Consider the following 26,751-nt stretch of genomic DNA (forward strand, 5'->3'; position numbering starts at 1 on the left):
ATGGGTCTTGAGGAGAAACTTCCGAGCGGGTTCCTGCTGACGACGGTCGAGCAGGTCGCGGGCTGGGCGCGCAAGAGCTCGGTCTGGCCGGCGACGTTCGGCCTGGCGTGCTGCGCGATCGAGATGATGGCGACCGGCGACCCGCGGCACGACTTCTCCCGGTTCGGGATGGAGCGTGCCTCGGCGACGCCGCGGCAGGCCGACCTGATGATCGTCGCGGGCCGGGTGAGCCAGAAGATGGCCCCGGTGCTGCGGCAGATCTACGACCAGATGACCGAGCCCAAGTGGGTCATCGCGATGGGCGTGTGCGCCTCGTCCGGCGGCATGTTCAACAACTACGCGATCGTGCAGGGCGTCGACCACATCGTGCCGGTGGACATCTACCTGCCCGGCTGCCCGCCGCGGCCGGAGATGCTGCTCGACGCGATCGTCAAGCTGCACGACAAGATCCAGAACACCAAGCTCGGCCCGCAGCGCAAGAAGCAGATCGTCGAGCTGGAAGAGGCCAAGCGCCGTCAGCTGCCGCTGCTGGGACAAGGAACGGTTTAGATGTCTTCGCAGAACCCTGAGCAGAGGGCCGAGCAGGGCGCCGACCAGCTCCCCGCGCAGGCCGAGGAGGAGCGCCGGGAGCAGCCGGTCGCCCGCACGGGCATGTTCGGCGCCAAGACGACCGGCGACACCTCCGGATACGGCCGCCTGGTCGTCCGGCAGAGCCCGAAGGTCACCGCGCCGCGCCCCTACGGCGGGCCCGGCGGCGCCGCCGAGCCCGGCGAGTTCGACGAGATCGCCGACGAGCTCGAGCGCGCGCTCCCCGACTTCGGCGACGCCATCGAGCGCGTCGTCGTGCACCGCGGCGAGCTGACGTTCTTCGTCAGGCGCGAGCGGCTGCTGGACGTCGCGCGCACCATGCGGGACGAGCCGTCGCTGCGCTTCGAGCTGTGCTCGGGCGTGTCCGGCGTGCACTACCCGAAGGACGAGGGCGCCGAGCTGCACTCGGTCGTGCACCTGCTGTCGATCACCCACAACCGGCGCGTCCGGCTCGAGGTGACCTGCCCGGACGCCGACCCGCACGTCCCGTCGCTGGTGCCGGTGTACCCGACCAACGACTGGCACGAGCGCGAGACCTACGACTTCTTCGGGATCGTCTACGACGGTCATCCGGCGCTCACCCGCATCGAGATGCCCGACGACTGGGTCGGCCATCCGCAGCGCAAGGACTACCCGCTCGGCGGCATCCCCGTCGAGTACCGAGGCGCGGAGATCCCCCCGCCGGACGAGAGGCGGTCGTACGTATGAGCTCAACGAAGTACACCGAGTACGACGCCTACGCCGCCGAGGAGGCGGCCGCGTCGGGTGAGAAGCAGGGCCGCGTGTTCGACGTCGGCGGCCAGGACTGGGACCAGGTCGTCTCCGGTGCCGAGGACCTCGGGGACGAGCGGCTCGTGGTCAACATGGGCCCGCAGCACCCGTCCACGCACGGCGTCCTGCGGCTGGTCCTCACGCTCGACGGCGAGACCGTCGACGACTGCCGGGTGGGCATCGGCTACCTGCACACCGGCATCGAGAAGAACATGGAGTACCGCACCTGGACGCAGGGCACCACGTTCTGCACGCGCATGGACTACCTCGCGCCGATCTTCAACGAGACGGCGTACTGCCTGGGCGTGGAGAAGCTGCTGGACGTCACCGACCAGGTGCCGGAGCGGGCCCAGATCATCCGCGTGATGATGATGGAGCTGAACCGGATCTCCTCCCATCTGGTCGCCATCGCCACGTTCGGCCTCGAACTGGGCGCGACGACGGTCATGCTGAACGGCTTCATCGAGCGCGAGTACACCCTTGACCTCTTCGAGGAGATCACGGGTCTGCGGATGAACATGGCCTATGTCCGTCCGGGCGGCGTTGCCCAGGACCTGCCGAGCGGTGCGCTCAGCAAGATCCGCGACTATCTCGACCGGATGCCCAAGCGGATCCTGGCGCTGCGCAAGCTGCTGGACGAGAACCCCGTCTATCTGGCCAGGACCAGGGACATCGCGTATCTCGACCTTACCGGGTGCATGTCGCTGGGCATCACCGGCCCCATGCTTCGCGCGACCGGGCTGCCGTGGGATCTGCGCAAGTCGCAGCCCTACTGCGGCTACGAGACCTACGACTTCGAGGTCGCGACGCAGGACACCTGCGACGTGTACGGCCGCTATCTCGTGCGGATGCAGGAGATGGAGGAGTCGCTGAAGATCGTCGAGCAGTGCGTGGAGCGGCTGCAGCGGGTCAAGGGCCCGGTGATGATCGAGGACAAGAAGATCGGCTGGCCGGCGCAGCTGGCGATCGGCGCGGACGGGATGGGCAACTCGCCCCGGCACATCGCGCACATCATGGGCACCTCGATGGAGGCGCTGATCCACCACTTCAAGCTGGTGACGGAGGGCTTCCGGGTGCCGGCGGGGCAGGCGTACTCGCACATCGAGTCGCCGCGCGGCGAGCTCGGCGCGCACGTGGTCAGCGATGGCGGGACGCGCCCGTACCGGGTGCACTTCCGCGAGCCGTCCTTCGTCAACCTGCAGGCCACGCCGGCGATGGCCGAAGGCGGCATGGTCGCCGACGTGATCGCCGCGGTGGCCAGCATCGACCCGGTCATGGGGGGAGTGGACCGATGACGTTCGAACCGGAGGTGCGCGAGCGCCTCGAACGCGACGCCAAGCAGATCATCGGCCGGTATCCGAAGCCGCGGTCGGCGCTGCTCCCGCTGCTGCACCTGGTGCAGTCGGAGGAGGGACACGTCTCGCAGGACGGCATCGAGTTCTGCGCCGAGCAGCTCGGCATCACGCCGGCGCAGGTCACGGGCGTGTCGACGTTCTACACGCAGTACAAGCACGAGCCGGTCGGCGAGTTCCACGTGGGCGTGTGCATCAACACGCTGTGCGCGGTGATGGGCGGCGACCAGATCTGGAACGAGCTGACCGAGCACACCGGGGTCGGGCACGACGAGGCCACCGCGGACGGCAAGGTCAGCCTGGAGCGGATCGAGTGCAACGCGGCCTGCGACTTCGCGCCGGTGATGATGGTCAACTGGGAGTTCTTCGACAACATGACTCCCGAGAAGGCCAAGCGGCTGGTCGACGACCTGCGCTCGGGTAAGCAAGTGCTTCCTTCGCGCGGGCCGGACAGGCTGTGCAGCTGGAAGGACGCCTCCCGCGTCCTCGCCGGGTTCCCCGACGGCCGCGCCCACGAGGGCGTCCAGGCCGGGCCGGAGTCGCTGCGCGGGCTGGAGCTCGCGAAGCAGCGCGGCTGGCAGGCGCCGTCCTCCGACACCGGCAAGGCGGCGCCGGACGAACCGGTGCAGCCGCGGGAGATCACCGACCCGCCGCCCAACGAGCCGGGCAAGCCGATCGGCGGCGACGTGAAGCCGGGCAGCCAGGAGGGTCGTAACCAGTGACCACGCTCACCCCGATCCTCACCAAGAACTGGGACCAGGCCGACTCGTTCACCCTCGCGGGCTACGAGCGCGAGGGCGGCTACCGGGCGCTGCGCAAGGCGCTCGGCATGGCGCCGGACGACATCGTCCAGCTGGTGAAGGACTCCGGCCTGCGCGGCCGCGGCGGCGCCGGGTTCCCCACCGGCATGAAGTGGGGCTTCCTGCCGCCGACGAGCCCGAACCCGCGCTACCTCGTCGTCAACGCCGACGAGTCCGAGCCGGGGACCTGCAAGGACATCCCGCTGATGATGGCCAACCCGCACGTCCTCGTCGAGGGCGTGATCATCAGCTCGTACGCCATCAAGTCCAACCAGGCGTTCATCTACGTGCGCGGCGAGGTGCTGCACGTCATCCGCCGGCTGCAGCAGGCGGTCGCCGAGGCGCGCGAGGCCGGGTACATCGGCACGGACGTCCTCGGCTCCGGCTACGACCTGGACGTGGTCGTGCACACCGGCGCCGGCGCCTACATCTGCGGCGAGGAGACGGCGCTGCTGGACTCCCTCGAAGGGTTCCGCGGTCAGCCCAGGCTCAAGCCCCCCTTCCCGGCGGTCTCGGGCCTGTACGGCGGCCCCACCGTCATCAACAACGTCGAGTCGATCTCGTCCGTTCCCTCGATCGTGGAGAACGGCGCCGACTGGTTCACCTCGATGGGCACCGAGAAGTCCGCGGGCTACGGGATCTTCTCGCTGTCCGGGCACGTCACCCGGCCCGGGCAGTACGAGGCGCCGCTCGGCATCACGCTGCGGGAACTGCTCGACATGGCGGGCGGGATCCGCGAGGGGCACCGGCTGAAGTTCTGGACGCCCGGCGGGTCGTCCACCCCGATCTTCACCGAGGAGCACCTGGACGTGCCGCTGGACTTCGAGTCCGTCGGCGCCGCCGGGTCGATGCTCGGCACCCGCGCCCTGCAGATCTTCGACGAGACGACGTGCGTCGTCCGCGCCGTGCTGCGCTGGTCGGAGTTCTACGCGCACGAGTCGTGCGGCAAGTGCACGCCGTGCCGCGAGGGCACCTACTGGTACAAGCAGATGCTCAAGCGGCTGGAGGCGGGCCAGGGCGAGGACGAGGACCTCAACACGCTCCTCGACCTGTCCGACAACATCCTCGGCCGCTCGTTCTGCGCCCTCGGCGACGGCGCGACGAGCCCGGTGGTCTCGTCGATCAAGCTGTTCCGGGACGAGTACCTCCGGCACTTCGAGCTGGGCGGCTGCCCGTTCGACCCGGCCAAGTCCACCCTCTGGGGAGGTGCGAAGTGACCGTCACCGACGACAAGTCGGCGGTGGAGAAGCCGGTCGAGATGGTCTCGTGCACCATCGACGGCTTCGAGATCGAGGTGCCGAAGGGCACGCTGATCATCCGGGCCGCCGAGCTGCTCGGCATCCAGATCCCGCGGTTCTGCGACCATCCGCTGCTGGACCCGGTCGGGGCCTGCCGGCAGTGCCTGGTGGAGATCCCCGACGCCGGCAACGGCCGCGGGATGCCGAAGCCGCAGGCGTCGTGCACCACCACGGTGATGCCGGGGATGGTGGTCAAGACCCAGCTGACCTCGCCGGTCGCCGACAAGGCGCAGCACGGCGTGATGGAGCTGCTGCTGATCAACCACCCGCTGGACTGCCCGATCTGCGACAAGGGCGGCGAGTGCCCGCTGCAGAACCAGGCGATGTCCAACGGGCGCGGCGAGTCCCGGTTCACCGAGACCAAGCGGACGTTCCCCAAGCCGATCCCGCTGTCCAGCCAGGTGCTGCTCGACCGCGAGCGCTGCATCCAGTGCGCCCGCTGCACCCGGTTCTCCGACCAGATCGCCGGCGACGCGTTCATCGACCTGTTCGAGCGCGGCGCCAAGGAGCAGGTCGGCGCGGCCGACGGCAAGCCGTTCCAGTCCTACTTCTCCGGCAACACGGTGCAGATCTGCCCGGTCGGCGCGCTGACCGGCGCGGCGTACCGGTTCCGGTCCCGGCCGTTCGACCTGGTGTCGCAGCCGAGCGTCTGCGAGCACTGCGCGTCCGGGTGCGCGCTGCGCACCGACCACCGGCGCGGGAAGATCACCCGCCGGCTGGCCGGGGACGACCCGCAGGTCAACGAGGAGTGGAACTGCGACAAGGGCCGCTGGGCGTTCACCTACGGGACGCATCCGGAGCGGCTCACGCACCCGCTGATCCGGAACGAGAGCGGCGAGCTGGAAGTGGCGTCGTGGCCGGAGGCGCTGACCGTCGCCGCCCGCGGCCTCGCGGCGGCGCGCGGCTCGGCCGGCGTGCTGACCGGCGGCCGCGTCACCCTTGAGGACGCCTACGCCTACGCCAAGTTCGCGCGGATCGCGCTGCACACCAACGACGTCGACTTCCGCGCCCGGCCGCTGTCGGACGAGGAGTCGCGGTTCCTCGCCTCGTCGGTCGCGGGCCGCCCGATCGAGGTGTCCTACGCCGACCTGGAGAAGGCGCCCGTGGTCGTCCTCGCCGGCTTCGAGCCGGAGGAGGAGTCCCCGATCGTGTTCCTGCGGCTGCGCAAGGCGTTCCGCAAGAACGGGCTGAAGGTGTTCGGGATCGCCCCGTTCGCGACCCGCGGCCTGAGCAAGGTCGGCGGGACGCTGCTGGCGACGGCGCCCGGCTCGGAGTCGGAGACGCTCGGCTCGCTGATCGGCGACCCGTCCCGCGCCGGCGTCCGCACGCTGCTGGAGACGCCCGGCGCCGTCGTCCTGCTGGGCGAGCGGCTCGCGACCAGCCCGGGGGCGCTGACCTCGGCGGTCCGGCTGGCGCAGGTGACCGGGGCCCGGCTGGCGTGGGTGCCGCGCCGGGCCGGGGAGCGCGGCGCGATCGAGGCCGGGGCGCTGCCCGGGCTGCTGCCGATCGGCCGCCCCGTCGCGGACCCGGAGGCGCGGGCCGAGGTCGCGCGCGCCTGGGGCGTCGCGGACCTGCCCGCCGGTCCCGGCGAGGACACCGCCGGCATCATCGCGGCGGCGGCGGAGGGACGGCTCGGCGCGCTGCTCGTCGGCGGCGTCGACCCCTACGACCTGCCCGACCCGGACGCGGCGCTGCGGGCCCTGGACGCCGCGCCCTTCGTGGTGAGCCTGGAGCAGCGGCCGAGCGCGGTCACCGACCGCGCCGACGTGGTGCTGCCCGTCGCGGCGGTCGCCGAGAAGGCCGGCACGTTCGTCGACTGGGAGGGCCGCGGCCGCCCGTTCGACGTCGTGCTGAAGTCCGCCGGGAGGATGTCGGACCTGCGGGTCCTGCAGTCCCTCGCCGACGAGATGGACGTCCACCTCGGGCTCCCGGGCCCGGAGGCGGCGCGCCGGGAGCTCGCGCAGCTCGGCGCCCACCGCGGCGAGCGGCCCGAGCCGCCGGACGTCGCGCAGGCGCTGCCGCCGCACCCCGAGCAGGGCGAGGCGCTGCTCGCGACCTGGCGGCTGCTGCTCGACCGGGGCAGGCTGCAGGACGGCGAGCCGTTCCTCGCGGGCACCGCCAAGGCCGCGGTGGCCCGGCTGTCGCCCGCGACCGCGGCGGAGATCGGCGCGACCGCGGCGGTCACGGTGTCGGGGCCGCGCGGCGAGGTGACGCTCCCGCTGGAGATCACCGCCGACCTGCCGGACCGGGTGGTGTGGCTGCCGGCGAACTCGGCGGGCTGCGCCCTCCACCGGGACCTGGGCGCGGCGGCGGGCGGCGTCGTCAAGATCGCGAGCGGCGTGCTCGCCCGCCCGACCGAGAACGCGGGAGGTACCCGATGAGTCCGCTTGCGGCGCCCGCCGCCGATCCCACGCTCGCCACGTTCGGCAAGGACCCGTGGTGGCTGATCGGCGGCAAGGTGCTGGTCATCTTCGTCTTCCTGGTGCTGACCGTCCTGCTGTCGATGTGGGTCGAGCGGCGGGTCATCGGCCGGATGCAGCTGCGCGTCGGCCCGAACCGCTGCGGCCCGTTCGGGCTGCTGCAGGGCCTCGCCGACGGCGTGAAGCTGGCGCTGAAGGAGGACATCGTCCCCCGCCAGGTCGACAAGGTCGTGTTCGTCCTCGCGCCGGTCATGTCGGCGGTGCCGGCGTTCATCTCGTTCATCATCATCCCGTTCGGACCGACCGTGTCGGTCTTCGGGCACCACACCGCGCTGCAGGGCACCGACCTGCCGGTCGCGGTGCTGCTCGTGCTGGCGATGTCGTCGATGGGCATCTACGGGGTCGTGCTGGCCGGCTGGTCGTCGATGTCGCCGTACTCGCTGCTCGGCGGGCTCCGCTCGTCCGCGCAGATGATCTCCTACGAGATCGCGATGGGGCTGTCGTTCGTCGCGGTGTTCATGTTCGCCGGGTCGATGTCCACCTCGCAGATCGTCGCCAAGCAGGACCACATCTGGTTCGCGGTGCTGCTCGCCCCGTCGTTCGTGGTCTACGTGATCACGATGATGGGCGAGTCGAACCGCATCCCGTTCGACCTGCCCGAGGGCGAGGGCGAGCTGGTCGGCGGCTTCCACACCGAGTACTCGTCGCTGAAGTTCGCGATGTTCTTCCTCGCCGAGTACATCAACCTGGCGACGCTGTCGGCCCTGGCCACCACGCTGTTCCTCGGCGGCTGGCGCGCGCCCGCGCCGATCTCCACGGTCTGGTCGGGCGCCAACTCCGGCTGGTGGCCGGTGCTGTGGTTCATGATCAAGCTCTGGCTGTTCATCTTCTTCTTCATCTGGCTGCGCGGCTCGCTGCCGCGGGTGCGCTACGACCAGCTGATGAAGCTCGGCTGGAAGATCCTGATGCCGGTGTCGCTGGCCTGGATCCTGCTGGTGTCCACCATCAAGGCGTTCAAGAACGACGGCTACGACATCCAGCAGATCCTGTGGATCACCGCCGGGGTCATCGCCGTGGTGCTGGTCGTCACGGTGGTCTGGGAGATGGTCCGCGGCGGCGAGGGCGGCGAGATCGTCCCGGGCGCCGAGACGCCCGTTCCCCGGGACCCGGCCGCCGGCGGGTTCCCGGTGCCGCCGATGGACGCCCCCCACTACCACGGCCGGGCCCGCGAGGAGCCGGCCCGCCCGGCCACGATCGAATCCGCCTCTGAGGAGGTCACCAGTGGGACTCACTGATTTCCTGAATCCGGTCAAGGGGTTCGGGGTCTCGTTCCACCAGATGTTCATGAAGAGCGAGACCGTTCAGTACCCCGAGGTGAAGAAGCCGACCGCCCCGCGCTTCCACGGGCGGCACCAGCTGAACCGGTGGCCGGACGGGCTGGAGAAGTGCGTCGGCTGCGAGCTGTGCGCCTGGGCCTGCCCCGCGGACGCGATCTTCGTCGAGGGCGCCGACAACACCGCGGACGAGCGGTACTCGCCCGGCGAGCGGTACGGCCGCACCTACCAGATCAACTATCTGCGGTGCATCCTGTGCGGCCTGTGCATCGAGGCGTGCCCGACGCGGGCGCTGACGATGACCAACGAGTACGAGCTCGCCGACGACAGCCGCGAGAGCCTGATCTACACCAAGGACATGCTGCTCGCGCCGCTGCGCGAGGGCATGGAGCCGCCGCCGCACGAGATGCGGCTCGGTGACACCGAGGAGGACTACTACCGCCTCGGCCTCCAGCCGGAGGACACCGCGCCGAACATCTCCGCCGAGGGCGGCGGGCGCGCGAGCGCCGACAACGCGGCGAAGCGGGAGAAGGCGGGCAAGGGCGGTGAGGGCAAGTGAGCGCCCCGCTCTCCGCCGACCACCTGGCCGCCGCGCAGGTGCTGGCCGGGCACGTCGCCGACAAGCAGTCGGGCGAGCCGTTCTTCTTCTGGCTGCTCGCCGTCGTGTCGGTCTGCGCCGCGCTCGGCATGATCCTGGTGCGCAAGGCGGTGCACTCGGCGCTGCTGCTGGCGACCGTGATGCTCTGCCTCGCCGCGATGTACGCGATCCAGAACGCGCCGTTCCTGGCGTTCGTCCAGGTGATCGTCTACACCGGCGCCGTGCTGATGCTGTTCCTGTTCGTGCTGATGCTCGTCGGCGTCACCTCCACCGACTCGCTGGTGGAGACGATCAAGGGCCAGCGGTTCTGGGCGGTCATCGTCGCGATCGGGTTCATCGTGCTGCTCGGCACCGGGCTCGGGAACGCCGCGCTCGGCGACTCCGCCGGGCTCAAGGCCGCCAACTCGGGCGGCAACGTCCTCGGCCTCGCGCGGCTGCTGTTCACCAAGTACGTGTTCGCGTTCGAGGCGACCAGCGCGCTGCTGATCACCGCGGCGCTGGGCGCGATGGTGCTGGCGCACCGCGAGCGCACCGAGCCGAAGCCGACGCAGAAGGACCTGTCCAAGCGGCGGTTCGCCTCCGGTGAGCACCCCGGGCCGCTGCCCGGCCCCGGCACCTACGCCCGGCACAACGCCGTCGACATGCCGGCGCTGCTGCCGGACGGGACGCCGTCGGAGCTGTCGATCAACCCGGTCATCGCGGCGCGCACCGACACCGCCGAGCGGCACGCCGACCTGTACGGCGGGACCGAGCAGGGCGCGATGGACGAGGACATCGCCGCGGTCAAGGCGGCCACCGAAGAGGCGAAGGACGCGGGCGCCGAGTCGCGCGTCGTCAGGGCCGGCACGCCGGCCGCCGGCGGGGACGCGGGCGGCGGCGCGGCCGGCAACGAGCGCGAAGGCGAGGCTGGTCAATGAGTCCGGGGCACTACCTGGCGCTCTCGGCGATCCTGTTCACCATCGGAGCCCTCGGCGTCCTCGTGCGCCGCAACGCGATCGTGGTGTTCATGTGCGTCGAGCTGATGCTGAACGCCACGAACCTGGCGTTCGTCACGTTCTCCCGCATGCACGGCACCCTCGACGGCCAGATCATCGCGTTCTTCGTGATGGTGGTGGCGGCGGCGGAGGTCGTGGTCGGCCTGGCGATCATCATGACCATCTTCCGGACCCGCAGGTCCTCGTCGGTGGACGACGCGAACCTGCTGAAGTACTGAGAGGCCAGGGATGAAAGCGGAAGGCATCCAGGCCGCGTCCTGGCTTCTCATCGCGCTGCCCCTGGCGGGCGCCGCGATCCTGCTGCTCGGAGGCCGGCGCACCGACAAGTGGGGGCACCTGCTCGGGGTGGCGGCGCCGGTGGCGTCGTTCGCCATCGGCATCGCGATGCTCGTCCAGATGCTCGGGTACGACGACGCCGCGCGGCGCCGGACCCTGCACCTGTGGGACTTCATCAACGTCGGCGGGTTCAGGATCGGCATGGACCTGCTGGTGGACCCGCTGTCCATCAGCTTCGTGCTGCTGATCACCGGGGTGGGCTCGCTCATCCACATCTACTCCGTCGGCTACATGGCCGAGGACCCCGACCGGCGCCGGTTCTTCGCCTACCTGAACCTGTTCGTCGCGGCGATGCTGCTGCTGGTCCTCGGCGGCAACTTCCTCGTGCTGTTCCTCGGCTGGGAGGGCGTGGGCCTCGCCTCGTACCTGCTGATCGGGTTCTGGCAGCACAAGCCGACCGCGGCGACCGCGGCGAAGAAGGCGTTCGTCGTCAACCGCGTCGGCGACATGGGGCTGATCATCGCGATCGCGCTGATGTTCTCCACCTTCGGCACGGTCGACTTCGGGCCGATCCTCGGCGCGGGCGCCGAGCACGCCGGGCTCGCCGCCAAGCTGAGCACCGGCACCGCGACCGCGATCGGGCTGCTGCTCCTGCTCGGCGCGTGCGGCAAGTCGGCGCAGCTCCCGCTGCAGTCCTGGCTGCTGGACGCGATGGAGGGCCCGACCCCGGTGTCGGCGCTCATCCACGCGGCGACGATGGTGACCGCGGGCGTCTACCTGATCGTCCGGTCCGGGCCGATCTTCGAGATGTCCGACACCGCGCAGCTGGTGGTGACGATCGTCGGCGCGGCCACGCTGCTCGCCGGTGCGATCATCGGTTGCGGGAAGGACGACATCAAGAAGGCCCTCGCCGGGTCGACGATGTCGCAGATCGGCTACATGACGCTCGCCGCCGGCCTCGGCCGGCCCGGCTACGTGTTCGCCATCGCGCACCTCATCGCGCACGGCTTCTTCAAGGCGGGCCTGTTCCTCGGCGCCGGCTCGGTCATGCACGGCACCAACGACGACGTGAACATGCGCCACTACGGCGCGCTGCGCGGCGTGATGATGGCGACCTACGTGACCTTCGGGCTCGGGTTCCTCGCCATCATCGGGTTCCCGTTCCTGTCCGGCTGGTTCACCAAGGACGCCATCATCGAGGCGGCGTTCGACAAGGGCGGCACGTCCGGCGCGATCCTCGGCGCCTGCGCGGTCATCGGCGCGGGCATCACCGCGTACTACATGTCGCGCGTGATGATCATGACCTTCTTCGGCGAGAAGCGCTGGGAGGAGGGCGTGCACCCGCACGAGTCGCCCAAGGTGATGACCGTCCCGCTGATGCTGCTGGCGGTCGGCTCGGTCGCCGCGGGCGGGCTGCTGATCCTCGGCGGGTTCGCCGACTTCCTGGAGCCCGTCACCGGCAAGCCGGAGCACGCCGAGTCGTTCAAGTGGGTCACGCTCCCGGGCATCGTGGTCCTCGTCCTGATGGTCATCGGTTTCGCGATCGCGTGGATGCAGTACGGGCGCCGGCCGGTGCCGCGCGAGGCGCCCGCCGGCTCGTTCGTCACCGTCGCGGCCCGTAAGGACCTGTACGGCGACGCCATCAACGAGTCGCTGCTGATGCGGCCCGGCCAGTGGCTGACCCGGCTCGCCGTCTGGTTCGACGGACGCGGCGTCGACGGCGCCGTCAACGGGCTCGCCGCCCTCATCGGCGGCACGTCCGGCCGGTTCCGCCGCATCCAGACCGGCTTCGCCCGCTCCTACGCACTCTCGATGTTCTTCGGCGCCGCCCTCGTGGTGGCGGCCCTCCTGGTGGTGAACGTGTCATGAGTGACTTTCCCTGGCTGAGCGTCCTCATCGCGCTGCCACTGCTGGGCGCCGTCGCGGTCAGCGTGCTGCCGCGCGACAACGAGCCGCTGGTCAAGTGGTTCTCGTTCGGCGTCTCCACGCTCGTGGGCGTCCTCGCCCTCGCCATGGCGGCCGGCTTCGACGCCGGCGGCGACCGGTTCCAGTTCACCGAGAAGTACTGGTGGATCAAGGAGTTCGGGATCCACTGGGCGCTCGGCGTCGACGGCGTCGCGCTGGTGCTGATCCTGCTGTCGGTCATCCTCGTCCCGCTCGTCATGCTGGCGTCCTGGAACGAGGACGAGCGCTCCGGCGGCGTGGACGTCCCGGCGAAGCGGTCGGTGAAGACCTACTTCGCGCTGCTGCTGTCCCTCGAGGCCGCGATGATCGGCGTGTTCGCGGCGACCGACGTGTTCCTGTTCTACGTCTTCTTCGAGGCGATGCTCATCCCGGTGTACTTCATCATCGGGCACTACGGCGGCGGCGCCGCCCGCGAGCGCTCCTACGCCGCGGTGAAGTTCCTGCTGTACTCGCTGTTCGGCGGGCTGCTGATGCTCGTCTCGGTCATCTGGCTGTACCCGCTGTCGAACAAGCCGGTCGGCGAGGGCGGCCTCGGCCACGGCACCTTCATGTTCCAGGAGCTGCGCGGGCTGCACGTCGACCCGACCACCGCCAAGTGGCTGTTCCTCGGCTTCTTCATCGCGTTCGCGATCAAGGCGCCGATGGTGCCGGTGCACACCTGGCTGCCGACCGCGGCGCAGCAGTCGCCGCCCGGCGCGCTCGTCCTGATCGTCGGCGTGCTCGACAAGGTCGGCACCTACGGGATGCTCCGGTTCTGCCTGGAGCTGTTCCCCGGCGCGTCCAAGTGGGCCACGCCCGCGGTGCTCGTCTTCGCGGTGATCAGCATCATCTACGGCGCGATCCTCGCGATCGGGCAGGTCGACCTGAAGCGGCTCATCGCCTACACCTCGGTGTCGCACTTCGGGTTCATCGTGCTCGGCATCTTCGCGATGACCTCGCAGGGCCAGTCCGGCGCCGCGCTGTACATGGTGAACCACGGCTTCTCCACCGCCGCGCTGTTCCTGCTCGTCGGCTTCATGATCGTCCGCCGCCGGTCGGCGAAGATCACCGACTTCGGCGGGGTGCAGAAGGCCGCGCCCGTGCTCGCCGGGACGTTCCTCATCGCCGGCCTGTCCGGGCTGTCGCTGCCCGGCCTGTCGCCGTTCGTGTCGGAGTTCCTGGTGCTGGTCGGCACGTTCAGCCGCTACAAGGTGGCCGCCTGCTTCGCCGTCACCGGCGTCGTGCTCGCCGCCATCTACGTCCTGTGGATGTACCAGCGGACGATGGGCGGCCCGAAGGTCCCGGCCGTCGAGGGCATGAAGGACCTCACGGCCCGCGAGAAGTGGGCCGTCGCCCCGATCATCGCGATCATCGTGGCGATGGGCTTCTTCCCGCAGCCGGTGCTGCATGTGATCAACCCGTCGGTGAAGGAGACGCTCGCCCGTGTCGACCGGCACGACCCGGCGCCGACGCTCACCGGTAACGTCGCCGAGAACGGAGCCCGTCCATGAGCCCTGCCAGTCACGTGAGCCCGGTGATGGCTCATGGGGTGCTCGCCCAGGGGGGTGACATCCCGGCGCCGCACATCGAGTACGGCCAGATCGGCCCGCTGCTCCTCGTCCTCGGCGTCGCCGTCATGGGCGTCCTCGTCGAGGCGTTCGTCGGCCGCACCTGGCGGTACGCGGTGCAGGTCCCGGTCGCCTTCCTCGGCCTCGCCGGCGCGTTCGTGTGGACGGCCCTGCTCGGCTGGCGCGACGACCCGCACCACGTCGCCGCGCAGGGCGCCCTCGGCGTCGACGGCCCCACCCTGTTCATCCAGGGCACCGTCCTCATCCTCGCCCTCGTCAGCCTGCTGCTGATCGCCGAGCGCGGCAACGGCCGCAGCGGCGGGATCGTCGGCGGCCACTTCGCCGCGCAGGCGTCCGCGCTGCCGGGCAGCGAGGACGAGCAGCGCACCACCGCGGCCGGGATCACCCAGACCGAGGTGTTCCCGCTGATGCTGTTCGCGGTCGCGGGCATGATGATGTTCCCCGCCGCCAACGACCTGCTCACCATGTTCGTGGCGCTGGAGGTCATGTCCCTGCCGCTGTACCTGCTGTGCGGGCTCGCCCGCCGGCGGCGGCTGCTCTCCCAGGAGGCGGCCGTCAAGTACTTCCTGCTCGGCGCGTTCTCCTCGGCGTTCTTCCTGTACGGGACGGCGCTGCTGTACGGCTACGCCGGCTCGGTCCGGCTGTCGGACATCTCCGCGCAGGTCAGCAAGGACGCCGGCAGCGAGACCCTGCTGCTGGCGGGCGTCGCGCTGCTGTCGGTCGGGCTGCTGTTCAAGCTCGGCGGCGTCCCCTTCCACATGTGGAAGCCGGACGTCTACCAGGGCGCCCCGACCCCCATCACCGCGCTGATGGCCTCGTGCACGGTCGTCGCCGCGTTCGGCGGGATCCTGCGCGTCTACTACGTCGGGTTCGAGACGCTGAAGTGGGACTGGCGGCCCTACATGTGGGGCGTGGCGATCCTCACGATGGTGGTCGGCGCGATCATCGCGATCACGCAGTCCGACATCAAGCGGATGCTGGCGTACTCGTCGATCGCGCACGCGGGCTTCCTGCTCATGGGCGTCGTCGCGACGTCGCGCGACGGCCTGTCCAGCACGATGTTCTACCTCGTCGCCTACGGCTTCACCTCCATCGGCGCCTTCGCGGTCGTCACGATGGTGCGCGACGCCGGCGGCGAGGCCGGGCACCTGTCGCGCTGGGCGGGGCTCGGCAAGCGCTCCCCGGTCGTCGCCGGGGTGTTCTCCTTCTTCCTGCTCGCCTTCGCCGGAATCCCGCTGACCAGCGGGTTCACCGGCAAGTTCGCGGTGTTCAAGGCCGCCGTCGAAAGCGGCGCGACCCCGCTGGTCGTGGTCGGCGTCGTCTCCTCCGCGGTGGCCGCCTTCTTCTACGTGAAGGTGATCGTCGTGATGTTCTTCAGCGAGCCGGAGGCGGACGGCCCGGTCGTCGTCGCCGGGCCGGCGACCGCGGCTGCGGTGGCGCTCGGGGCGACGGCTACTGTGGTACTCGGCGTGATCCCGCAGCCCGTTCTGGACCTGGCGGGCCACGCCACGACCCACATGTTCGTCCGGTAGGGAGTCTTGGGTGAGCGACCCAATCGCTGAGAAGTCCGGCGGGCCGGCTCGACAGGAGCCCGGCCCGTTCGGGCTTCCCGTCGACTCGGCCCTCGCGGCCGACGCCAGGGAGCGCCTGGCCGCAGTCGAGGAACTGCTACTGGAGTCGGTGCGGGGCGAGGACCCGCTGCTCAGCCAGGCGTCCAAGCACCTCGTCGAGGCCGGCGGCAAGCGCTTCCGGCCGATGCTGGTGCTGCTCGCCTCGCACTTCGGGGACCCCGCCGCGGCCGGGGTGGTGCCCGCCGCCGTCGTCGTCGAGCTGACCCACCTCGGCACCCTGTACCACGACGACGTCATGGACGAGGCGACCGTCCGGCGGGGCCAGGCGTCGGCGAACTCGCGGTGGACCAACACCGTCGCGATCCTCACCGGCGACTACCTGTTCGCCCGCGCGTCCGACCTGCTCGCCGACCTCGGCCCGGAGGCCGTCCGGATCCAGGCGCGGGCGTTCGCCCGGCTGGTGCGCGGCCAGATCCAGGAGACCGTCGGGCCCGCCGAGGGCGCCGACCCCCTCAAGCACTACCTGCAGGTGGCCGCGGACAAGACGGCCTCGCTGATCGCGGTGTCCGGCCAGTTCGGCTCGCTGCTGTCGGGCGCCCCCGCGCACGTCGTCGACACCATCACCTCCGCCTGCGAGAGGATCGGCGTCGCGTTCCAGCTGTCGGACGACATCCTCGACATCGACTCCGAGACCGAGGAGTCCGGCAAGACCCCCGGCACCGACCTGCGCGAGGGCATCCGCACCCTCCCGATGCACCACGTCCTCGCGGGCGTCGGCTCCGGCCCGGACGACGCCCGGCTGCGCGAGCTGCTCGTCCAGGACCTGTCCGGCGACGAGCCGCACGCCGAGGCGCTCGCGCTGCTGCGCGCCCACCCCGCCATGGACCTCGCCCGCGCCGACCTGCGCCAGTGCGCGGAGGACGCCCGGGCGGAGCTGCTGACCCTCCCCGCCATCCCCGCCCGCGACGCCTTCACCGGCCTCTGCGACTTCGTCGTCTCGCGGACCGGCTGACCCCCTGCACGAACCGGAAAGCCCCCGCCGCGGCGGGGGCTTACTCGTGTCCGGGGGTCCTTTGGGGCCGCGGGGGCGCCGCACCGGCGGCGCCCCCGCGTTCCGCGCGGCTAGGCGCCCTGCGTCTCCAGCGCCGGGAGGCCGCGGTACTTCATCGCGTGCAGCACGAGGTCGATGAGCACCTGCTTGCAGGAGTCGAGGCGGCGCGCGTCGCAGAGCATCACCGGGACCTTCGGGCCCAGGTTCAGCGCCAGCTGGATCTCCGCGAGGTCGTACTGCTTGGCGCCCTCGAAGCAGTTGACGGCCACGACGAACGGCGTGCCGCGCCGCTCGAAGTAGTCGACGGACGGGAAGCAGTCCGACAGCCGGCGCGTGTCGGCGAGGACCACGGCGCCGAGCGCGCCGAGCGACACCTCGTCCCACATGAACCAGAACCGCTCCTGCCCGGGCGTGCCGAACAGGTAGAGGACGTACTCGTCGCGGAAGGTGAGCCGGCCGAAGTCCATCGCGACCGTGGTCGTCTTCTTGCGCTCGACCCCGGAGATGTCGTCGACGCCGACGCTCTCGTCGGTGAGGATCTCCTCGGTGCGCAGCGGCCGCGTCTCGGAGACGGTGCCGACCATCGTCGTCTTGCCGACCCCGAAACCGCCCGCGATCACGATCTTGACCGCGGTGGGCATCCGGCGGGCGCGCGCGTCGTGCCGCGCGCCCACGGCGTTAGAGGGCCCGGAGTCCATCGATCACCGCCTTGTAGAGCCTGATGTCGTGCATGTCCGCCTCCGGTTCGGGCTCCTGCAACGTGACGAGCCCCTTGCCGAGCAGGTCGCCGAGCAGCACCCGCACGGTCGCCACCGGGAGGTCGAGGTGGCCGGTCACTTCGGCGACCGACATCACCTGCCGGCAGAGCTGGATGATCGCCAGGTGCTCGGGGCCGAGGCCGATCGCGCCCTCCGGCTCCGGTCCGGCCGCCACCACCAGGGTGATGAGGTCGAACCTGCCGTGGACGGGTTCGATGCGGCCGCTCGTCATCACGTACGGGCGCACCATCGGCCCGGCGCTCTCGTCGTAGACGCGCTCGTGGCCGGGGGTGTGCAGCGCGGGATCCTGCGGCCAGGGTTCCTGTCCCGGTTCCTCGGGCGGCATCATGCCGGGCGCCCCTCCTCCGCGGCCTCCGACCGCGACGGCGTGGTGAGGTGGTGGCCCATGCTGGTGACGAGCATCGCCATCTCGTAGGCGATGAGGCCGACGTCGGCCTCCTCGCCGGCGAGCACCGCCAGGCAGGCGCCCTTCCCGGCGACGGTCACCAGCAGGAACGCCGACTGCATCTCGACGATCGTCTGCCGGACGGGGCCGCCGCCGAACCGGGTGCCCGCGCCCTTGGCGAGGCTCTGGATGCCCGCCGCGACCGCGGACAGGTGCTCGCCGTCGTCCTGGCTCATGCCCGCCGACGAGGCCATCAGCAGGCCGTCGGCCGACAGCACCACCGCGTTGCGCGCGTGCGGCAACCGGTGCACCAGGTCGTCCAGCAAGAAACCGAGATCCGATGAAGAACCGGTCTTCTGCGTCACTGACCTTCCTCGCCTTCCGCTGCTTCGTTGCCGAGGGCCTCGGCCGCTTCCGACCGTCCGCGCCGGGTGCCGCGCTGGTAGGAGCCCATGATCCGCTGGATCTCCTCGGGAGAGCGGCCCGGGTCGTCCGTTTCGTCCGGTTCATCCGCCACGATCGGCTCGTCCGTGCGCAGCGGTTCGGCGAGGTTCGCCTGCGGCACGCGGACGGGCAGGCCGGACGGGGTGGTGGAGATGTCGGGCACGGGGGGCAGGTCCTCCGGCTGGGTCGGTTCGGGATGCCCGCCGCCGGCGCCGGTGTGACCGGGCGGTGTGGACGGGGCGCCGCCGTGGGAGCGCGCTCCGCCCGCGGGGGGCTCGTCCTGCCGTCGGGGCAGGCCGCGTTCAGGGGTGCCGCCCGGGGCCTGCCCGGACGGGAGGGCCGGCGTCTCGCCCGGTTCCGGCGCGGGCGGCGGAACCGCCACCAGCGCGGGCGCGGACGGCGCCGGCTGCGGCCCGGTGCCGCCGGTGGTGAGGGTCGCGGCGCCGCCGGAACGGGCGCCGACCGCGGTCGGCTGCCGCACCTCCAGGCCGTTCTGCGTGGTCGTGGCCGCCGACACCCGCACCCGGTCGCTCTCCTCGACGACGAGCTCGGTCGGGACGACGACGACCGCGGTGGTGCCGCCGTAGGCGGACCGCTTCAGCGAGACCCGCAGCCCGTACCGCTCGGCGAGCTTGCTGACCACGAACAGGCCGAGCTGCACCGAGCTCTGCAGGTTGAAGTCCGGCGGGTCCTCGATCCGCGCGTTGATCTCGGCGAGCTTCTCGTCGGTCATGCCGAGCCCGCGGTCCTCGATGTCGATGGCGAAGCCGTTGGCGACCAGGTGCCCGCCGACCTGCACGACCGTGTCCGGCGGGGAGAACGACACGGCGTTCTCGATCAGCTCGGCGAGCAGGTGGGTGACGTCGCCGACCGCCCGTCCGGCCAGCTCGACCGGGCCGAACGGCAGCACGGTGACGCGGGTGTAGTCCTCGACCTCGCCGACCGCGGCGCGGACGACGTCGATCATCGGCACCGAGCTGCGCCAGCCGCGGGCGGGCAGCGCGCCCGACAGCACGATGAGGTTCTCGGCGTTGCGCCGCATCCGGGTGGCGAGGTGGTCGAGCCGGAACAGCTCCTCCAGCTCCTTCACCTCGATGTCGCGGCGGCGCTCCATGGTGTCCAGCATGGTCAGCTGCCGGTGCACGAGGGTCTGGGTGCGGCGGGCCAGGCTGAGCAGGACGTCGCGGATGCCGCGGCGCAGTTCCGCCTGCTCGACGGCGGTGCGGATCGCGGTCTCCTGGACGGCGTTGAACGCGCGTCCCACCTGCCCGATCTCGTCGGTGCCGAACTGCAGCGGCGGGGCCTCCACCGAGACGTCCACCTGCTCGCCGTGGCCGAGCCGTTCGACGACGCCGGGCAGCCGCTGCTCGGCCAGCTCCCACGCGGCGGTGCGCAGCCGTTCCAGCTGGCGCACCAGGGCGCGGGCGGTGGTGATGGACACGACGATCGAGGCGATGACCGCCAGGAGGCCGAGACCGCCGGCCAGGACCAGCCGGACGATGACCCAGGTCGCGATCGGGGTGGCCCGCTTGACGAGCCGGTCACCGGCGTCCTGGATGGTCGTGCGCATCTGCGCCAGCGCCGGCGTGGTGGCGGCGCGCCACTGGTCGGCGTTGATCCGCGGGCGCATCGTCCTGGACCGCTGCTGGAGGAGGACGTCCTCCATGGCGCGGACGGTGGCGAGCCGCTTGTCGGTGTTCAGCTCGCTCCACGCCTGGCGGTCGGCGGGCTCCATGTCGATCATGGCGCGCGAGTAGTTGAGCCGGCGCGCGCCGATGGCCTGCGCGATGTCGAGCCGGTCGCCGACGGTGATGCGCCCGGTCGCCAGCACGCCGGCGACGATCGCGTCCTCCTGGGAGAGCAGCTCCCACGACCGGTTGACGGCGATCTCCGCGCGCAGGGCGGTGGTGAAGCCCCGGTCGTCGAGCGTGGTCGTCCCGTCGTACATGTGGAAGATCGACTCGATGACGTCCGAGTAGGCCTGGACGGTGCGGTGCCGGTCGAAGGCGCCGGCGTCGATCGAGCGGCGCTCCTGGTCGAGGGAGGCGAGCTGGGCGACCATCTGGTCCAGCCGCTTGTCCATGCTGCCGTCGGCCGCGCGCCGGACCGCGCCGCTGCGGGCCTTCCGCACGACGATCTCCCGGTCCTTGTCGGTCCGGGCGCGCGCGGCGGAGAGCTGGTCGGGACTGAGCCGGCCGGTGGCGAGCATGGTCACCGTGAGGCGGCGCTCCTGCTGCAGGTCGACGAGCAGGGGGTCGCTCGGCGCCACCACGCTGTCCAGCGTGTTGACGAAGAGCAGGTTCACGCCTTCGCGCAACGTCACCCAGGCCGCGAAGACCCACAGCGCCGTCAGCGAGAGCAGCAGGGCCGCAATCTTGGTCCGCAGTCGGGAGTTGCGGAAACGCATTCTGATCGCCCCAACAATTGTCAAGGTGCCTGCAATGCGAGGTGCTGGGCCTGGCTGCGGGACACCCGGTGGCGGTTTGTGCGGTCGGCGCTATGCCGGGTATCGGTCAGCGCACCGGTGAACCTTACCAACGCCACCAAACCTGCTCAAGGTGAATGGTTTACCCTGTGACTTCTCGCCAGGTCGGGATGGGTGGGGTGTGGGGAAATTCACCGGGTTGAAACAGGGACGTCGCTTCGGGCGAGGTGAAGGGCGCCCAGGACCGCCGCGCGCACGATCGTAATTGGGCGATATAGGTCTTTATCATGCCAAAGCGGATGCTTGTCGGAGTCGATGTCGGCCACCAGCCCGCGCACGCCCTCCGGCACCAGCCCGCGTACGCCCTCTGACCTGCGCCGGACCGCCGCGCGGAGGTAGGCGTCACCGCGCCTGACCGCCGCGGCCGCGTCCCCAGACGGCACTCCTCGCCGCCCGCCGGCGGCCGCCCGGGTCAGGGTCAGGATCTGGACGGCGTACGCGGTCTCCTCCGCGGTCCCGTCCCAGCGGCCCCACGAACCGTCCGCGCGCTGTTCCCGGATCACCCACCCGATGGCGCGGTCCACGGCCGGTACGGCGTCCGGGCCGCCGAACGCGTCCAGCGCCAGCGCGCAGCAGGCGGTCGCGTACAGCGGCGACGCGTGCCACCGGTCCGTCCAGCGGCCGGCGTCGTCCTGCCGACCGACCAGCCAGGACGCCACTTTCCGGGCGGTCGCCGCGTAACGGCCGGACGGGCCCGCCCCGGCCGATCGCGCATAATGGCCGAACGCCTCAAGGACGTGCGCGTTCGTCGTCACCGACCGGCCGTCCTCGCCGGGCCAGCTGGAGAAATGCGCGCCCGCTTCGTACCGCCAGAGCAGATCGGGCGGAACCGGCTCGTTCAGCAGCGACAACGCGTACAGCACACCCGAACTCGTATCGGCGTCCGGAGGAAGTCCCGGGCCGCCGGGCGCACCGTCCTCGCCCAGCGAGGCTTGCATCTCCGCGATGAGCCGGGACGGCACCGCGAGCGGAATTCCGGCGCGCGCGAGCCAGCCGAGCACCCAGCCCCGCTCGAAATTGGTGATCGGCGTCGCCACCGGGACGGGACCGCCCCACTGCCGGGCGGCCGCCTCCAGGTAACGGCGCGCGCCGCCGTCGAGGTCATCGCCGCCGTCGGCGCCGCGCGTCCCCAGCCAGGCCGCCGTCGCCGCGGCCGATGCGCCGACCGTCGCGAAGGTCGCGCGGGCGGTGCGACCGGGAGGCGCGGGCACGTCCACGGGACGCACCGAGGTCGCGCCGTACGCGGAAGGCCCGGCGATCTCCAGCGCGTGCAGCAGCTTCACGGGCACGGCGCCGCCCTCGGCGAGATGCTTGCGGACGGACGGCAGGAGCGAGCCGTCCATCCCCGCGGGCGGGCGCAACCGCCCGGACCAGCCGAAGGAGGAGTCACCGGACGGCGCCGGGCGCAGCCGGTCCAGCCGTCCGTTGATCGCCTCGATGAGGGACGGGGTGATGTGCTCGATCGCCGGCATGTCCGGGAAGTCGGGAGTGTTGCCGTCGTCCAGCCAGTCCCCGAGGAGGCGCAGGGCCCGCTCGGCGGCGGCGGCCACCTCGGCGCGGCCGGCGCCGTCCGCCCACGGCCGTCCCTCCGGGACCAGCGTGGAGAGCAGGGCGTCGGTGGCGCTCAACGTGGGGACCAGCGCGTACCCCGCGTCGGGCGGGCCCCAGCCGCCGTCCGCCCGCTGCTGGTCGAGCAGGAACCGCAGCCGCCGGACGTGCCCGGTCAGCCACGGCGCGAGGCCCACCACCCGGCCCGTCTCGTACACCGACGCGGACGCCGTGCCCCAGGGGGCCTGGACCAGGCCGCCGACGAGCGCGTTCGCGGCCTCGGCGACCTCGTCCGGGGGAGGTTCACCGCTGGCCGTACTGGGTTCCGCCTCCTCGACGGTCACAGCGACCCCCAGTAGTCGCTCAGCTCGTAGAAACCGGTGCTGTAGCCGATCTGCCGTTCGAGATAGGCCACCGCCTCCGGGCAGTCCGCGCGCAGCGGCGCGAGGAGCTCACCGCACCGCTCGACGATCCGGCCGATCCGCTCGGTGATCGTGGCGCGGTCCACCCCGAGCATCTGCGGGTTCAGGTCGCCCCACGTGACGTCGCGCTCGTAGGTGGCGAGGTCGTTGAGCAGCCGGAGGATGCGCTGCACCTCGCGGCTCACCGCCTGCAGCTCGCCGGCGTGGGCGAGCACGCCGGCGTCCGCGTGCACGATCCAGTGGGAGACGTTGACCCACGCCGAGCCGTAGTTGTCGGCGTTGTCGAGGTACTCGTCGAACGTCGGCCACGCCGCCCGGTCGCCGCTCTTCCAGTCCCATTCGCGGGCCCCGCACTCCAGCAGCCTGCGCAGCTGCGCCCGCCAGTCGTCGCGCAGGCTCGCGAAGGCGGGCGACTGCGCGACCTCGTCCCTGATCTCGGCGAGGAACAGGGTGAGGCCGTCGCCCGGCACCGGCGGGGCGCCGTCGGCGACCGCGAGGCACCGCCGGTTGATGTCCTCGATCTCGGCGCGCTCCGCCGCGACATGGTCCACCAGCCAGTCCAGGCCGAAGATCCACAGCGAGGTGCGCGCCGCCATCCGGATGCCCGCCGCGTCCAGCCACGGGGAGCCGAACGCGTTCGCGCAGGCCACCGCGTTGAACAGGGTCTCGTCGATCGGCTTGGCGTCGAACAGGCCGGGGTGGTCGGCGGCGCACGCCGCGAGGTCACGGGCGCACTTGACGGCCTGGGCCATGACGGCCCCGGTGCCGCGCGCCTCCGCGAGGGCGTCCGGGCGCGCGAGGCCGGACGGCCGCGAGGCCGCCCCGTCCGCCGCGGTCACGCTCCGTGTCCGGCGACGGGCGTCAGCGTCATCTCCAGCGACTGCCGCGGCCGCAGCGTCGCGCCGATCTTGGGCATCGCCGGAACCGCCTCCGACAGCGTCGGCCGGAACCGGCTGAGGATGCTCGTCAGGATCATCTGCGCCTCCACGTTGAACACGTGCCGGCCGATGCATTGGTGCGGTCCACCGCCGAACGGGAAATAGGCGTAGCGGTGCCGCTTGCGGACGTTCTCCGGGGTGAAGCGCTCGGGGTCGAACTCCAGCGGCCGCTCCCACACCGACGCCAGCCGGTGGGTGAGGAACGGGCTGATCAGCACCGGGTCGCCCGGCTTGATCGGGACGCCGCCGATGGTCGTCGCCTCGGTGGCCATGCGCGGGAACATCCACCCGACGGGGTAGAGCCGCAGCAGTTCCTGGACGACCTGCGTGACGTACGGCAGCCGGTGCAGGTGCTCGGGACGGACCGGCTCGCCGCCGACGACCGCGTCGATCTCCTCGACCAGCCGCGCCTCCACGTCCGGGTGGTCGTGCAGCAGCGGCCACAGCCACGTCAGGGCCAGCGTCGTGGTCTCGGTGCTCGTGGCGAACATGGCGAGCAGGTTGTCGCGGATCCACCGGTCGTCCGGCGGCGCGCCGTCCTCGGCCCGGGCCTGGCACAGCGCGGTGAAGATGTCGCTGCCGTCGCCCGGGTCGTCGCGGTACCGCTCCACCAGCTCGAACAGCACCTCGTCCATCACCTGGACGGCGTCCTTGAACGCCCGGTCGCCGGGCATCGGGAGCACGCGCGGCACGAACGGCAGCAGGAACCGGACCGAGATCGAGGTGGCGATCTGGTCGAACGTCGGGATCAGCCGGTTCGCCTCGACCGGGGAGATCTTGTCGCCGAACAGGACCTTGATGACGGTCTCGTTGACGATCCGGCTCATCTCGGGCAGCACGTCGATGGGCCGGCCCTCGCGGGCCGGCTCGTCCAGTTTCCCGACGGCCGTATTGATGGCCTCCGCCATCAGCCCGGTGAGGCGGTTCACATTACGTGTGGTGAAGACGGGCTGCAGAACCCGTTTGCTGTGCTCCCATTCCCCGCCCTCGGAAAGGATGCTGTCGCCCATCAGTTCGCGGAGGGGACGCCAGAAGATGCCATCGCGCAGAAAGTTCTGCGATTCGCGCCGCAATACCTGCTGCACATGGTCGGGATGTGTGGCGAGGTAAGGATGGGAAGCGCCGAGGTCCAGCCGGATGAGCCGGCCGTCCGACTCCCTGCTGATCCGCTCCAGTTCCCGTAGCGGGTCGCGGACGAAGCCGCTGACCGTCCGGTAAAGGGGGAAGTTCTTCGCTTTGGCGGCGGGAACGCTGGCGACGTCAACGGACATTCTCGGCTGCCCCTAGGTCAGGAGTTAAGCGGCGAGTGCCCTGCGGCTCGCTCGCGCCGTGCCGCATGGCGAGGAGTAATGTGCAGTTATGGGTGTCTGTTCATCTTTGTGAGACTTGTGCTTTTTGCTCGCTTCTGTGGAAGTATCACATGATCATTTGCCGCGCTCAAGGGGTGGACCGGTAGAAATCTCAACCTGTGAAGCGTGACGTATGTCACTTGCTGGACGCCTTGTCTCATTTGTCGAGACGGCTTGACAGGCCCCCGCGGTCGGGGGTCTCGGGCGTGCATCGCACGACGGACGGAGTGGCCGTCCGAACTGGGGGAATGCTCGCTTACCGGCTGTTGCGGAGGTCGGGCAGGAGGGCCGGCCAGGCGAGCCGCCCGGCGACCCGCACCTTTCCGGTCACCGTCCGCCCGCCGCAGTCCACCGAGACCCGGTACGTGTCCGGCCGCGCGCCGTCCTTGATCTCCGCGGTGCCGCCGGTGCCGTCCAGCAGGGCCCGCTCGTCGAACGCGTCCGACGAGGCCCGGTGCCGTCCCGGCCCGCAGCCCGGAACCGACAACTCGACCTTCTGCCCCGCGCGGACCGTCCCCGGCCGCACCGTCAGCCCGTCCTTCCCGGACGTCGTCGCCTGACCCGCCGCCGGCGCCAGCAGGCCCGCCGCGACGAGCGCGGTCCCCAGCACGGTGACGCTCAGCAGACGCAACGGGGCTCCTCGTGTCCGGAATGTGACGTGCGGCACTCTAGTGCCTCCACCGGAGCGCCTTCAATCCATCGCTCCCACCGGACCAATGACCCAACCGATCGAACGCTCATGACGCCCCGGGCTAGCCTGGAGGACATGTTCGGCTTTGCGAAGACCCAGATGGTCTCTCCGGAGAAGGCGCTCCCCGGCAGGGACGAGCCCATCCCGGTACCGCCGCGCCACGAGGTCCTCGACACGCCCCTCGCGCCCCCGTTCCCCGACGGCACCGAGATCGCCGAGTTCGCCCTCGGCTGCTTCTGGGGCGCCGAACGCAAGTTCTGGCAGACGCCCGGCGTCGTCTCGACCTCCGCCGGCTATGAGGGCGGCTACACCCCGAACCCCACCTACGAAGAGGTCTGCAGCGGCCTCACCGGCCACACCGAGACCGTCCGCGTCGTCTACGACCCGTCCCGGGTCTCCTACGACGACCTCCTGCGCGTCTTCTGGGAGTCCCACGACCCCACCCAGGGCATGCGCCAGGGCAACGACGTCGGCTCCCAGTACCGCTCCGCGATCTTCGCCCGCACCGACGACCAACTCAAGGCCGCCGAAGCGTCCCGCGACGCCTACCAGCACGTCCTCACCGCCGCCCGCTACGGCCCCATCACCACCGGCATAACCCCGGCCACCGACTTCTACTACGCCGAGGACTACCACCAGCAGTACCTCCGGAAGAACCCGAACGGCTACTGCGGCATAGGCGGCACCGGCCTCACCTGCCCAATCGGCGTAGCCCCAGCTGATGGGTGAGGGGCGGCACTGCTGCGAGGACATGGCGCGGCAGGTCGGCCATTCGTGCGAACTGCACGAGGATCGGTTCGACTGCCCGGATGCGCTCGTCAACTACAGCGCGAAGTTCGACGAGTACGGCCTGATCGTCCATGACGGTGGCGGCAGCGTCATCTCGATCGCTTTCTGCCCGTGGTGCGGCACCCGGCTGCCACCTTCCCAGCGCGATGCCTGGTTCGACGCCCTCGAACACCGAGGGATAGACCCGGGAGAGGACGAAGTTCCGCCGGAGTTCCAGACCAGTGCCTGGAGAACCGCCCTGTAAGGGGGCGCCCCGAGGTAGAAAGTGCTCTCTTTTTGGTCGCTTGCCGGGGTAGTGCTCACTTCGCCTCGACGGTTTCGGTGCGGTGATCGC

The 26,751-nt window shown here is 71.0% G+C and carries 24 protein-coding genes; 16 read left to right on the forward strand and 8 right to left on the reverse strand.

What is annotated here, in order from left to right; genetic code table 11:
- Genes J4709_RS23115 through J4709_RS23180 form a run of 14 tightly spaced genes read left to right on the forward strand, consistent with a single transcriptional unit; the run spans position 1 to position 16,548 of the window.
- The gene (locus J4709_RS23115; protein ID WP_208243867.1) at positions 1 to 549 is read left to right on the forward strand and encodes a NuoB/complex I 20 kDa subunit family protein; all 549 of its coding nucleotides are present in this window, start codon (positions 1 to 3) and stop codon (positions 547 to 549) included.
- A complete protein-coding gene (locus tag J4709_RS23120) occupies positions 550 to 1,296 on the forward strand; it encodes an NADH-quinone oxidoreductase subunit C (protein ID WP_208243868.1) in 747 nt (248 codons plus the stop codon).
- Positions 1,293 to 2,654: an NADH-quinone oxidoreductase subunit D gene (locus J4709_RS23125; RefSeq protein ID WP_208243869.1), complete on the forward strand. Its 1,362-nt coding sequence runs from the start codon at positions 1,293 to 1,295 to the stop codon at positions 2,652 to 2,654. The genes J4709_RS23120 and J4709_RS23125 overlap by 4 nt, the downstream gene beginning before the upstream one ends.
- Entirely contained in the window at positions 2,651 to 3,433 is a 783-nt protein-coding gene (nuoE, locus tag J4709_RS23130) for an NADH-quinone oxidoreductase subunit NuoE (protein ID WP_208243870.1), read from the forward strand. Before J4709_RS23125 ends, nuoE begins: the two co-directional genes overlap by 4 nt.
- Positions 3,430 to 4,728: an NADH-quinone oxidoreductase subunit NuoF gene (gene nuoF, locus J4709_RS23135; protein WP_208243871.1), complete on the forward strand. Its 1,299-nt coding sequence runs from the start codon at positions 3,430 to 3,432 to the stop codon at positions 4,726 to 4,728. The genes nuoE and nuoF overlap by 4 nt, the downstream gene beginning before the upstream one ends.
- Positions 4,725 to 7,190, forward strand: a complete 2,466-nt coding sequence (locus tag J4709_RS23140) for an NADH-quinone oxidoreductase subunit G (RefSeq protein WP_208243872.1) — start codon at positions 4,725 to 4,727, stop codon at positions 7,188 to 7,190. Before nuoF ends, J4709_RS23140 begins: the two co-directional genes overlap by 4 nt.
- Entirely contained in the window at positions 7,187 to 8,524 is a 1,338-nt protein-coding gene (gene nuoH / locus J4709_RS23145) for an NADH-quinone oxidoreductase subunit NuoH (protein WP_208243873.1), read from the forward strand. Before J4709_RS23140 ends, nuoH begins: the two co-directional genes overlap by 4 nt.
- Positions 8,511 to 9,122, forward strand: coding sequence for an NADH-quinone oxidoreductase subunit NuoI (gene nuoI, locus J4709_RS23150; protein WP_208243874.1), 612 nt, complete (start codon positions 8,511 to 8,513; stop codon positions 9,120 to 9,122). The genes nuoH and nuoI overlap by 14 nt, the downstream gene beginning before the upstream one ends.
- Positions 9,119 to 10,078, forward strand: coding sequence for an NADH-quinone oxidoreductase subunit J (locus tag J4709_RS23155; RefSeq protein WP_372442134.1), 960 nt, complete (start codon positions 9,119 to 9,121; stop codon positions 10,076 to 10,078). Before nuoI ends, J4709_RS23155 begins: the two co-directional genes overlap by 4 nt.
- Positions 10,075 to 10,374: an NADH-quinone oxidoreductase subunit NuoK gene (gene nuoK, locus J4709_RS23160; protein ID WP_151543260.1), complete on the forward strand. Its 300-nt coding sequence runs from the start codon at positions 10,075 to 10,077 to the stop codon at positions 10,372 to 10,374. Before J4709_RS23155 ends, nuoK begins: the two co-directional genes overlap by 4 nt.
- A 10-nt stretch (positions 10,375 to 10,384) precedes the next feature.
- A complete protein-coding gene (gene nuoL / locus J4709_RS23165; protein WP_208243875.1) occupies positions 10,385 to 12,301 on the forward strand; it encodes an NADH-quinone oxidoreductase subunit L in 1,917 nt (638 codons plus the stop codon).
- The gene (locus tag J4709_RS23170) at positions 12,298 to 13,887 is read left to right on the forward strand and encodes an NADH-quinone oxidoreductase subunit M (protein ID WP_208243876.1); all 1,590 of its coding nucleotides are present in this window, start codon (positions 12,298 to 12,300) and stop codon (positions 13,885 to 13,887) included. Before nuoL ends, J4709_RS23170 begins: the two co-directional genes overlap by 4 nt.
- A 26-nt stretch (positions 13,888 to 13,913) precedes the next feature.
- Positions 13,914 to 15,497: an NADH-quinone oxidoreductase subunit NuoN gene (gene nuoN, locus J4709_RS23175; protein WP_208244038.1), complete on the forward strand. Its 1,584-nt coding sequence runs from the start codon at positions 13,914 to 13,916 to the stop codon at positions 15,495 to 15,497.
- Positions 15,498 to 15,507: 10 nt separating this feature from the next.
- Positions 15,508 to 16,548 (forward strand): polyprenyl synthetase family protein, encoded by a 1,041-nt coding sequence (locus tag J4709_RS23180; protein WP_372442135.1) that lies wholly within the window; start codon positions 15,508 to 15,510, stop codon positions 16,546 to 16,548.
- 110 nt (positions 16,549 to 16,658) lie between these two features.
- Here the strand turns inward: J4709_RS23180 and J4709_RS23185 are convergent, their stop codons facing one another.
- From J4709_RS23185 to J4709_RS23220, 8 genes are all read right to left on the reverse strand, one after another.
- Positions 16,659 to 17,285, reverse strand: a complete 627-nt coding sequence (locus J4709_RS23185; RefSeq protein WP_208243877.1) for a GTP-binding protein — start codon at positions 17,283 to 17,285, stop codon at positions 16,659 to 16,661.
- Entirely contained in the window at positions 17,266 to 17,694 is a 429-nt protein-coding gene (locus tag J4709_RS23190; protein WP_208243878.1) for a DUF742 domain-containing protein, read from the reverse strand. The genes J4709_RS23185 and J4709_RS23190 overlap by 20 nt, the downstream gene beginning before the upstream one ends.
- Positions 17,691 to 18,116, reverse strand: coding sequence for a roadblock/LC7 domain-containing protein (locus J4709_RS23195; protein WP_208243879.1), 426 nt, complete (start codon positions 18,114 to 18,116; stop codon positions 17,691 to 17,693). The genes J4709_RS23190 and J4709_RS23195 overlap by 4 nt, the downstream gene beginning before the upstream one ends.
- Complete coding sequence (locus J4709_RS23200) at positions 18,113 to 20,602, reverse strand: sensor histidine kinase (protein ID WP_208243880.1); 2,490 nt, start codon at positions 20,600 to 20,602, stop codon at positions 18,113 to 18,115. The genes J4709_RS23195 and J4709_RS23200 overlap by 4 nt, the downstream gene beginning before the upstream one ends.
- 209 nt (positions 20,603 to 20,811) lie before the next feature.
- A complete protein-coding gene (locus J4709_RS55680) occupies positions 20,812 to 22,572 on the reverse strand; it encodes a prenyltransferase/squalene oxidase repeat-containing protein (RefSeq protein WP_208243881.1) in 1,761 nt (586 codons plus the stop codon).
- Complete coding sequence (locus tag J4709_RS23210) at positions 22,569 to 23,489, reverse strand: terpene synthase family protein (RefSeq protein WP_307801456.1); 921 nt, start codon at positions 23,487 to 23,489, stop codon at positions 22,569 to 22,571. The genes J4709_RS55680 and J4709_RS23210 overlap by 4 nt, the downstream gene beginning before the upstream one ends.
- Positions 23,486 to 24,859, reverse strand: coding sequence for a cytochrome P450 (locus tag J4709_RS23215; protein WP_208243882.1), 1,374 nt, complete (start codon positions 24,857 to 24,859; stop codon positions 23,486 to 23,488). The genes J4709_RS23210 and J4709_RS23215 overlap by 4 nt, the downstream gene beginning before the upstream one ends.
- A 334-nt stretch (positions 24,860 to 25,193) precedes the next feature.
- Positions 25,194 to 25,568 carry a hypothetical protein gene (locus J4709_RS23220; RefSeq protein ID WP_208243883.1) on the reverse strand — a complete coding sequence of 125 codons (375 nt, stop codon included), beginning with the start codon at positions 25,566 to 25,568 and terminating at the stop codon, positions 25,194 to 25,196.
- A gap of 135 nt (positions 25,569 to 25,703) precedes the next feature.
- Here J4709_RS23220 and msrA point away from each other — a divergent pair, with 135 nt between their 5' ends.
- Complete coding sequence (gene msrA / locus J4709_RS23225) at positions 25,704 to 26,357, forward strand: peptide-methionine (S)-S-oxide reductase MsrA (protein ID WP_208243884.1); 654 nt, start codon at positions 25,704 to 25,706, stop codon at positions 26,355 to 26,357.
- Positions 26,350 to 26,661 carry a DUF6980 family protein gene (locus J4709_RS23230; protein WP_208243885.1) on the forward strand — a complete coding sequence of 104 codons (312 nt, stop codon included), beginning with the start codon at positions 26,350 to 26,352 and terminating at the stop codon, positions 26,659 to 26,661. Before msrA ends, J4709_RS23230 begins: the two co-directional genes overlap by 8 nt.
- Positions 26,662 to 26,751 lie beyond the last annotated feature (90 nt).

Origin of the sequence: Actinomadura violacea, from assembly GCF_017573465.1 — a bacterium.
GTDB lineage: Bacteria > Actinomycetota > Actinomycetes > Streptosporangiales > Streptosporangiaceae > Spirillospora > Spirillospora violacea.